Genomic DNA, 8,032 nt, shown 5'->3' on the forward strand with positions numbered 1-8,032 from the left:
GGCATAGGCCGCTTCCCCGACGACTTCACCCCACCAGACTCCCCATACACCACCACCCCACCAACAGTGCTACGCATAGAACTGGAATCCAGCCGAGAAGAACTCACAAGCCGCGAGGTTTATAGCCACACATTAACCGTGCAATAAGATTTTGCTCATGCAAATTGGCAGCAATATCAACCTATCTGAAGAAAGTAGTTTGCGGAGCCCATACTTAGGATGCGACTTAAATTTGAATAGGAATATATATGAGTAAAGCTGTGTGGATTTGTCGATGCGGAAATACTCGCGAGTATCCGCTGACGACCTCTGAAGAAATATCAAAAGAAGAAACCCTCAAAGGATTACAGAAAAACTTCAAGGAAGGGAATACAGGATGTATCTGTGATAGAAGCAGCTGCGGCAGAATGATGTACCCTTACAAAATCAAATCGTAGTTGCAAAGCAGTTGCATAGAGTGCAACAAATTTAAGAAACCATTTAATGCATCAGTCGGCGCGATTTATCGCGCGCCGCTACAGCTTGCTAGCATGGGGATTATTCTGTGGCCCCGTGTGACTGAAACAGGGAGCTTACCTTTTTCCTATCCTGGTTGTGGGCTCGCTAAAGGTGCTCCGTGTCGAATTGACAATCTTTTGGTGCCTTGGCCCCTGGTTTTATCTGTCAGCACTCTTGTTTCAGATGCTGAATGACCTGCTGTACGGCATCACGGTTTTCTTTGATCAGTCTATCTGAGTGAATCTCAAGAGAGTCGATATTATTGTATTCAAACGGCCCTACAGAAGGATCACTGATTTCAATATTCAGGTAATTGTATTCGACCGTACCGCTGGCGGATAACAACTTGGCAATTTCCATTGTGTATATTTGTTGTTGGTCCATTGAGCGTTGGACATTGGTAATTACGTCCGGTATCCACTGAATGCTACCCCAATTCTTTAGTTTGCCATAACTGGTTTCGGTGCTGGTTAAAGGTGAGGTTCCCGCTCCAAGAATCAGGACATAGTATTTTTTATTGGGAAATTTCTTGATAATATCTAATAGCGCGAGACTGGCGGGGTTGTTGGCTGAGATGCCCGCATCGGCAAAATAACGATGGCGTATGTCTTTATTGGAGCTCATAAAATCTACTGGCGGAAATAAGGTCTCTGCACTTACAGCTGCAGTGACCAGCTGATAAAGACTATTGGTAGGAAGTTCGGTGACTTCCTTTCCGCGATTTTTGAACAGGTGTACTTGACCGGTATGGATGTCGAGAGAAGGGATGATGACATAATTATCCAAATCGGTGAATTTAAGTTCCTCGGTGTAGTGCTTTCCCAGGACTTTATGGAGGCGTTCACCAAGAAATTTTGGTGAAAAAAATCCTGAGGCCGATAATATTTTGTGATGCCAAGGCGAAGAAAATAAATAATCACTTTGAGATTTATAAAGATCTATGAGTAGGTCTACTTTTGAATCATAGTCACTGTATTGGTTGGCAAGTTGGTCCGACGGTATATTCAGCCCGCTGGCGATCACTGCTCCGGTAGAGACACCGCTAAAAACATCAAAAAGTTCATTGATGGGCTGGCCAACCTCCTGTTCAATGTGCTGAAGCACATAAAGTGGAATAAGGCCCCGAATTCCGCCGCCATCAATTACGAGAATATTGATAGTATCTTTTTGGCTCAGGTTGTCCTTCTTGACAATTTCTGACTCGCTAACTGACACATGATTGAAAGTGACGCTTTCTGTAAGGTGGGAGTTGTACAGATAGACGTAGGTAGTGGCAGTTAGAGCACACAGTATGCATATAACAATGATATACCTTAACTTCATCTCACTGCCTGAATTTAAGAAACATACCGTTTAGACAGTATTTTTTATATATTGATGAATAATATAGTGCAATAGTTTTTTTTTCTTCTTGGGGTGATGGAGGAAAAATATTTTCCTGCTGAAGGGGTTTCGAATGGGTTTTTAAAAGGCTCTTTTAGCTGCAGTTTGCAGTGTGAATTCGCAAGACGTCCAGGATAATTCAAAGGAATACATGCCTAGATTGTGGCTCATATATCCCAGTTCAAGATAACAGGCTACAAAAAAATAGTTTCAGAAGCCTGTTGGAAGCTCATTCTAGTGGGAGGGGTTGCTCTATCGGCAGGTAGATGTCAGTAATTGCTTCATTTTCAGAAGTATCGGGAAAAAATTTTACTCTCTCAAGAAAAAGTGGAAAGTCTCTTAGATTAAAAGCGGATTCTGCCAACCAATCTTGGTATAGATGGTTTATGGCATTGCCGATAGAGTCATCTGAGCCAATGTGCCTTATTGATGCGCATTCGCCAGCAGCTATGGTCTTCTTGAGTAAATCTCCATCCGGAAGCTTTACCGATGCGTCAACGCTGCAGCAAAGGTCTATTCTGTATTGGTTGGATGGGACCTGGCTTGGATCATTGTAAATTAAATTAAAGGTTCTGCTTACTTTTGGGGATAATTTATTTTTCTTTCGCCAGGTAATAAAGTTCTTGAGGCTGGCGCTTAAAAGGCCTGGGGCTGCACGATGTTCCAAGGTGGCAATGGTTGTTTCGGGGAATTCAATTATATTTACATCAAAGCGACTCTGGCGTAGCATTTCGTTGTTCCTAAGCTCCATAATTGGCTGGTATTTAGCCTGCCAATGTTCCCAGCTTGGGGTTTTTCTGAATTCTGAAGGACTGTAGCCAAGCGCTTTTTTAAAAGCTCTTGAGAATGCTTCATGGCTTTCGTAGCCTGTGGCGAGGGCGACCTCCAAAACCTTTAAATCGTGCCGATAGGCAAGTTGATATGCCGACCGTTTAAGTCTCAGTAGTCGTGTAAAGGCCATAATTGGCATGCCGAAGAATAATGAGCACTGGCGATGGAAATGATATTTGGATAAGTTCGAAATCTGGCAGAGCTTATCTATATCAATGTCTGAATCCAGATTGGCTTCGATATATTCTAGTACCAGGGTAAATTGATTATCGTATTTTGCCATTCAACATCACCTCTCTAAACTAATATTGATAGTATATCGAGGAGACGGGATGATCTTGATCAAAATTGCTGTATTTGAGGGGGCTGAGTGCGGGTGGGGAGCTCTTGGCTAGGGCGGCAGCTAATGAATGGAGGCATGCCGCCCATTGGCCTATGCTGTTGGGGATTTAGCAGGGAGTGGAAGACCTCTTAAAGGTGTTAATCATGGATTTTGCCTCCTTGAGGCTCAGCAAGTAGCCTTTAAGGGAGTTTGCCCCAGAGTTAGCTCCGATAGAGATCAGCTTCATTAACACAGTGAATGCGAGTTCAGATTTCAAGTAGGGCGTGAACGCTAGAAAGGCTTTGAAAATGGAGTAGTGAATCCTGTTGAGGAGTTCCTGTATTTCTTTGTTGTTGGTAGAAATCTTCTCTGCTTTCTTTTCAAAGGCTTTCAGTTCATTGACGTACTCTGAAAATAGTCTGAAGTTGAATACCACGGTTCTATGCTCTTTATATCCAGCAATGATGGTACTGAGGGCATCGTTGATCTTTCTGAGGGCGATATAGTCCGTTCTTGATAAGCCTTCATAGGAGTTGGAGAGATAACTGAGGGTGTCTCTCCGAAGTTGGCAGAACTCAAATATGTGTTGGTCATGCTTCTTCACCTCTAAGAGCCGATATATATGGAGGGCAATAAAGAAAAGTGCAATCGCTAACAATATGTAAAGCACTACTCAAACTCCTTTTCATTAACTGGCTTTTTTGACGCCGCTTTTCTGGTAGGCGGAGAATAAGAGAAGGCATTATCCATCAGCTTTAAGAACCTGTCTCTATATTCTTTATTATCTGCCGCTAACCGATCAATTTCAACTTGCCGGTCTTTCAGGCGCCCACTGTACATCCAAAAGAGCAGATAATGCGCAAAGATGAAAAATATGACAAACAGACCGTTTTTTAACCCTACGTCCTGCACAAATTGAAGTATATCTTTGAGGATATCAGTCATGTAGTCCCTTACTTCTGATTTGACGGATACATACCCATTTTTAACTATTGAGACTTTTGATTCAACTTGGTCTGTCTTTGTTCAATCCTTTTTTGGTACTTATGTATCGTTTGCTGGACAGGAATCAGAAATTCTCCGGGTGCTTTGGTCCTTCGCCGTATGGCAGGCCCTGCTGCCTGGGCTGAGCAGCAATGGCAGAAACTTCCCTCGCAAAGTAGTGATTTAACGGAAGTCGGAACTTCGTTGCTCAATTTTGGTGTATAGGGTTCGATGAAAAGTTCGCTGTCGATTGAGTCGGGGGTCCCCGAGGAGATCGGACAAGCAGGTTGCTGAGAGTAGGCATCGGGTTTACCGCTACCGTATTCCTGCAGATTGTACGCTGCGCGAGCCAGCGAGGGGCCCGGGCCATCTATTAGTGCCGGTATACAGGTGGGGGCGAGCTGGCCCATTTCGCTGTCAGATCAATAGAAAAGTTGCCGTACCAGCACTGCGAAAGGAGTGAGGGGCAGCCTATTGGATGAGCTGGAGCGGAGCGGGATTTCCCTGCCTCAGGCAATAAAAAAGGGGCTTACGTCAAATAACGTAAACCCCTTGAAAGTGGCGCGCTCGGGAGGATTCGAACCTCCGACCGCCTGGTTCGTAGGCTTGCAACTTTTCTATGTAAATCAATAAGATACAAAATTTATTTGCACCAATGGGTGCTCTACAGGCCGCATTTTCACTAGGGTTTACAGTGAATTTGCACCACTCAAATTGTATATATATACACTATCTCGTCGCCGGTACGAGCCTTGCCTTTCGGTTGTACACCGCCTCCATTTTCTTGCTGCGATGCCCACCCTCATTGTTCTTGTGATCGGTGATACCCTTAGCCTTTATGTCGTGAAATGTGAATGGCTCAGAAAGGAAAAACCTATCCCCATCCTCTACGGCGCCATCCTCTCTTGCTTCTTCAGCTAGGTCAGAGGGGAGGGTACAGCCATCAGTCATGGCTCGCTTCATAACCCTCTGCCAGGCGCTATCCAGTGCGTTTTTAGCGTAGGCTGTACCATCCCTCTTATGGAGAAGTAGTCCCCGGTCTGGAGCATCTGGATATACTCGTCGGCAGGCCGCGATTGCGGACTGAAGGCGCTCGCTCAGCGCTGTTAACTCGTTCTTTGAGCCTTTGCCGCGCTTTAGGAATAGCCCGCGACGGCGTATGTCCAACTCTGTATAGGCAAAGACTTCTCCGCGACGTGCGCGGCAGAGATAGGATAATTCCATGGCGGGGGCATAGATGGGGTTGCGCATTGACTCTGCAGCCCTGTAGACGACCGCATACTCCCAGTCCTGGATATACCGGTCCCTAGCATTTTCCTTATTTTTTGTGACGCCCTCACAGGGGTTTGATTTAACTGGAGAGAGACGCTGTCGCGCCCAATTGAAAGCGGCACTCAAATACTGGATGTGTCTATTGGAAGCGACCTTTCCGGGATAACTATCTAGGTAACCCCGGATGTGTCGCTGATTCATCTTATCTAGCGGGAACTCCCCCATTGTGCGGCCATTGCTGAGTGGGAAGTTGCAGATAGTCTTAAGGTAATTCTCGTATGCTTTTCGCGTACTTAATGCCAGCTCGTAGAATTGAGGGCTTTTATGATATTGCTCCAGCAGCCATGACAAGGTATACACGATAGGGTTGTCTAAAATTGCCGCAAATCGCTCGTGAAAAAACGTTCTAGACCTGCGCGCTTCCTCAACAGTGCATACGGTTATTGGGGGGAACCACTTCCCGTGCTCGTATTTGCGATAGACGATATTGTCGCGCTTTACCGAGCAATATGGGGGGAGCCAGCCAAATTCCCCGGTTCTTTTGCGACCTCGCGTCACCCTCCAACCCTCACGTCATCCCAATCGTTTTCAGCACTTAGTGCTACGCTTGATTGCAGAAGTGCCCCATCGATTGCCCCCTGTGAGGTAACGATGCAGCCGCCCACACCTATAGCATAGGGAATTCGTGCTCTCCGAAGGGCGCGTATTAAGTCTCCGCGGCGTTCGCAGTTCAGCCACGACTTCAGCTCTTCCTCTTGCAATAGCCCGCTCATATACTTTCCTGTAAGCTAAGGCGCGACCGAAGCCGCGCCGAATACCCTTTAGCCTGCCTCGGCCACATCAAAGGCAGCAGCCAGCTTGGTTAGCCCTTTAGTGGTCACGCGCACTTGCTCCACCACCTTCTCACTACCGTCAGTACGCTCTACCGTGGTGACCTTGTGCTCCAAACAGCCGGACTGAATACGGTCCTGGTAGGCTATCCAGCTGCCCCCAGTGCGCCGATATATCCACCGATTGGCTTGAAGCCAGGAGAAAAGGTCCTTCGGGCGTACTTGTAGGTCTTTGGCAGCATTGGTGATACACATGGAGCCGTCACTAGTGGCGAGCCGGTCATACGCCTCCACCTTTGGCGTTAACTCTGCCACCTTACCCTCTAGTCGCATTCGTTCCTGCTCAGAATCCATGGCCATCTTGAGGATATCCATACGGCTCAAGTCTTCGGGCTTGAACTGGTAACTTCCGGTTTTGCGAATACTTGGCAATACATGATCTACAACCCATTCCTCGAATGCCTGCGCTTCAGGGAGCTTGGAGCGCATAATCAGGCGGTAGATGTCTCGCTCCGGAATGACTTTGACTGTCTGTTGGCCTCCTGGGGTGGGGGTGACCATTTCGTTCACCCCTTTGCAGTGCTCTCGAATAGCCTTATGCGGATTCTTGTAACCCAATACCTCAGCTACATCCTTGGCCACAAACCAAGTCTCGCTATCGCGCTCCACAACTCGCACTAGGTTTCGGTGAAAGTCAAACGGAATGATATTGGTCATTAGTTGCTCTCCATGTGTTCAAGGTCTTCACGTTCACAATCGATAAGGTTTGCCCATTCATCGGCAAGGTGGGCGCCGATGACTGCTAGTTCGCGGGCGGTGGTGTTGTTTTCGGATATTTGGCTAATGCTTTGGAATAGGGTGCGCAGCTTGTTTAGCGATTCGAGGCTAATGCCTGCGATATCTAGTGAGCGAGTGACGAGATTGTCAGCCTGACTGATAGGCGTAACTTGGGCGTGGTGTGACATTGGAGCCTCCTTGTATTGTGGCATGACCGCCACCAAAGAGGTCTCAATCTCGATTGGGTGGCGGGGTAGACGGGTTGAGACTACCGCTACAAGGAAACGGCGGGCACAAGTGCCCCCCGAATACCCCACCATAAAAGGGATATTTTGCGCACAAAAAAAGACGCATACAACTAGAGGCGTCTTCCCGGCGCCTTGTAGATTCGGGGTCTCAATCCCGGCCCCTGATTTTGCAGGAGCACGGGAAGCATGGCACCAGCTGTCATCCATTGTCAACCCCGATTCTTCACTGTTAGATTTTGCGGCTCGCTCACCTGCGACTATCCCGGTCTGGACTCTCATGCCGCTACCTTTGCCTGTTCTACTCTGCGAAACTCAATAGCCCATACCCAGGGGTTTTGGTCCCAGCCTTCCGCTCCATAAATGGATTTCCACATCCGGCTAAATGCGGTAACTGGATAACCACCTAAATTGCTATTCTGGTGATACGTTGGCCGCGATTTAAAGCTGTCTATCCAAGATTGAATCCCTTCAGCATTAGCATCATCACCGTTGATATCCTGAATACGCTCAACGCGAACGTTTGTTATTTCTAAGGTGATGCGGCTAGCCCAGCGGGGCATGTGGATTGATGGCCTCCACTTCTCACCAACCATTGAGCAGTCTTCCCCGCACTCATCTTCACTAAAAGGGTTGCTGGAATAGTCCGCTCTATAAGTGACTTTATTTTGATGGCTTAGGTGATGTGTTTCACGCACCCATAGGAGGTCACCCGGCTCACCCAAAGGGCAATTGATGTCGATAAATCTGCTTTGCCAGGCACTGTTTATCTCTTGATATAAAGAGCGGCCCGCAGGTAAACCACCAATTTGTTTGATAGCCTCCTCATCGCTTGCGCCATTAAATGGCTGCGGTTTTATTGGCCTGCGCATCTGGGTTTTACGGCCATC

9 protein-coding genes are annotated in these 8,032 nt (G+C 47.2%); all 9 read right to left on the reverse strand.

Annotated elements, in window-relative coordinates; all coding sequences use genetic code 11:
* Positions 1 to 663: 663 nt before the first annotated feature.
* Positions 664 to 1,821: a patatin-like phospholipase family protein gene (locus tag MO867_RS19530; RefSeq protein WP_252472229.1), complete on the reverse strand. Its 1,158-nt coding sequence runs from the start codon at positions 1,819 to 1,821 to the stop codon at positions 664 to 666.
* A 289-nt stretch (positions 1,822 to 2,110) separates the two neighbouring features.
* Positions 2,111 to 2,995, reverse strand: a complete 885-nt coding sequence (locus MO867_RS19535) for an AraC family transcriptional regulator (protein WP_252472231.1) — start codon at positions 2,993 to 2,995, stop codon at positions 2,111 to 2,113.
* Positions 2,996 to 3,161: 166 nt separating this feature from the next.
* Positions 3,162 to 3,704 (reverse strand): hypothetical protein, encoded by a 543-nt coding sequence (locus MO867_RS19540; RefSeq protein WP_252472233.1) that lies wholly within the window; start codon positions 3,702 to 3,704, stop codon positions 3,162 to 3,164.
* Positions 3,704 to 3,979, reverse strand: a complete 276-nt coding sequence (locus MO867_RS19545) for a hypothetical protein (protein WP_252472235.1) — start codon at positions 3,977 to 3,979, stop codon at positions 3,704 to 3,706. The genes MO867_RS19540 and MO867_RS19545 overlap by 1 nt, the downstream gene beginning before the upstream one ends.
* A gap of 768 nt (positions 3,980 to 4,747) precedes the next feature.
* Positions 4,748 to 5,848 (reverse strand): site-specific integrase, encoded by a 1,101-nt coding sequence (locus tag MO867_RS19550; RefSeq protein WP_252472237.1) that lies wholly within the window; start codon positions 5,846 to 5,848, stop codon positions 4,748 to 4,750.
* Entirely contained in the window at positions 5,845 to 6,063 is a 219-nt protein-coding gene (locus MO867_RS19555) for a hypothetical protein (RefSeq protein ID WP_252472238.1), read from the reverse strand. Before MO867_RS19555 ends, MO867_RS19550 begins: the two co-directional genes overlap by 4 nt.
* A gap of 48 nt (positions 6,064 to 6,111) precedes the next feature.
* Complete coding sequence (locus MO867_RS19560; protein WP_252472239.1) at positions 6,112 to 6,837, reverse strand: phage antirepressor KilAC domain-containing protein; 726 nt, start codon at positions 6,835 to 6,837, stop codon at positions 6,112 to 6,114.
* Entirely contained in the window at positions 6,837 to 7,424 is a 588-nt protein-coding gene (locus tag MO867_RS19565; protein ID WP_252472240.1) for a hypothetical protein, read from the reverse strand. The genes MO867_RS19560 and MO867_RS19565 overlap by 1 nt, the downstream gene beginning before the upstream one ends.
* Positions 7,421 to 8,032: ASCH domain-containing protein (locus MO867_RS19570; protein ID WP_252472241.1), on the reverse strand; the 612-nt coding region annotated here is incomplete at its 5' end. The genes MO867_RS19570 and MO867_RS19565, both read right to left, overlap by 4 nt.

The sequence above is a fragment of the Microbulbifer okhotskensis genome (assembly GCF_023895975.1).
In the GTDB taxonomy this organism is placed as follows: domain Bacteria; phylum Pseudomonadota; class Gammaproteobacteria; order Pseudomonadales; family Cellvibrionaceae; genus Microbulbifer; species Microbulbifer okhotskensis.